This is a genomic window from Vibrio sp. 1978 (assembly GCF_033344345.1).
Map to the genome: position 1 here is coordinate 1 of NZ_JAWPOP010001064.1, position 510 is coordinate 510.

Consider the following 510-nt stretch of genomic DNA (forward strand, 5'->3'; position numbering starts at 1 on the left):
TTGTCACGCTTTATCCATTAAGCATCTTCGTTCAAACCCAATACGACATGTTGATTCCTGATGCAGTTATGGCGATGTTCAAGCCATTAATCAGCGCATCAAATACTTTGCCTGCCATCATTGGTGCACTACTCATGTGTCAATTACTTTGGTTTGCAGGGATTCATGGTGCCGCGATTGTGGTTGGCCTTCTATCGCCAATCTTTCTAACAAACATCAGTGGAAACATTGATGCATTTGTTGCTGGGCAGCCTGTTCCGAATATCTTCACTCAGCCGTTCTGGGACTTCTATATCTTCATTGGTGGTTCTGGTGCGACGTTAGCGTTGGTTCTACTGATGTCATTTAGCCGCTCTGTTCACCTAAAGAGTATCGGCCGAATGAGTGCGGTTCCTGGCTTCTTCCAAATTAATGAACCAGTGATTTTTGGTAGCCCAATCGTAATGAACCCAACATTGTTCATCCCATTTGTTTTTGCTCCAGTAATTAACGCAACGATTGCTTACTTTG

Annotated in this window: 1 protein-coding gene; it reads left to right on the forward strand. The window is 43.7% G+C overall.

Features of this window, described 5'->3' with window-relative positions; translation table 11 throughout:
* Positions 1-510: PTS transporter subunit EIIC (locus tag R8N49_RS30670; RefSeq protein ID WP_318190892.1), on the forward strand; the 510-nt coding region annotated here is incomplete at both ends.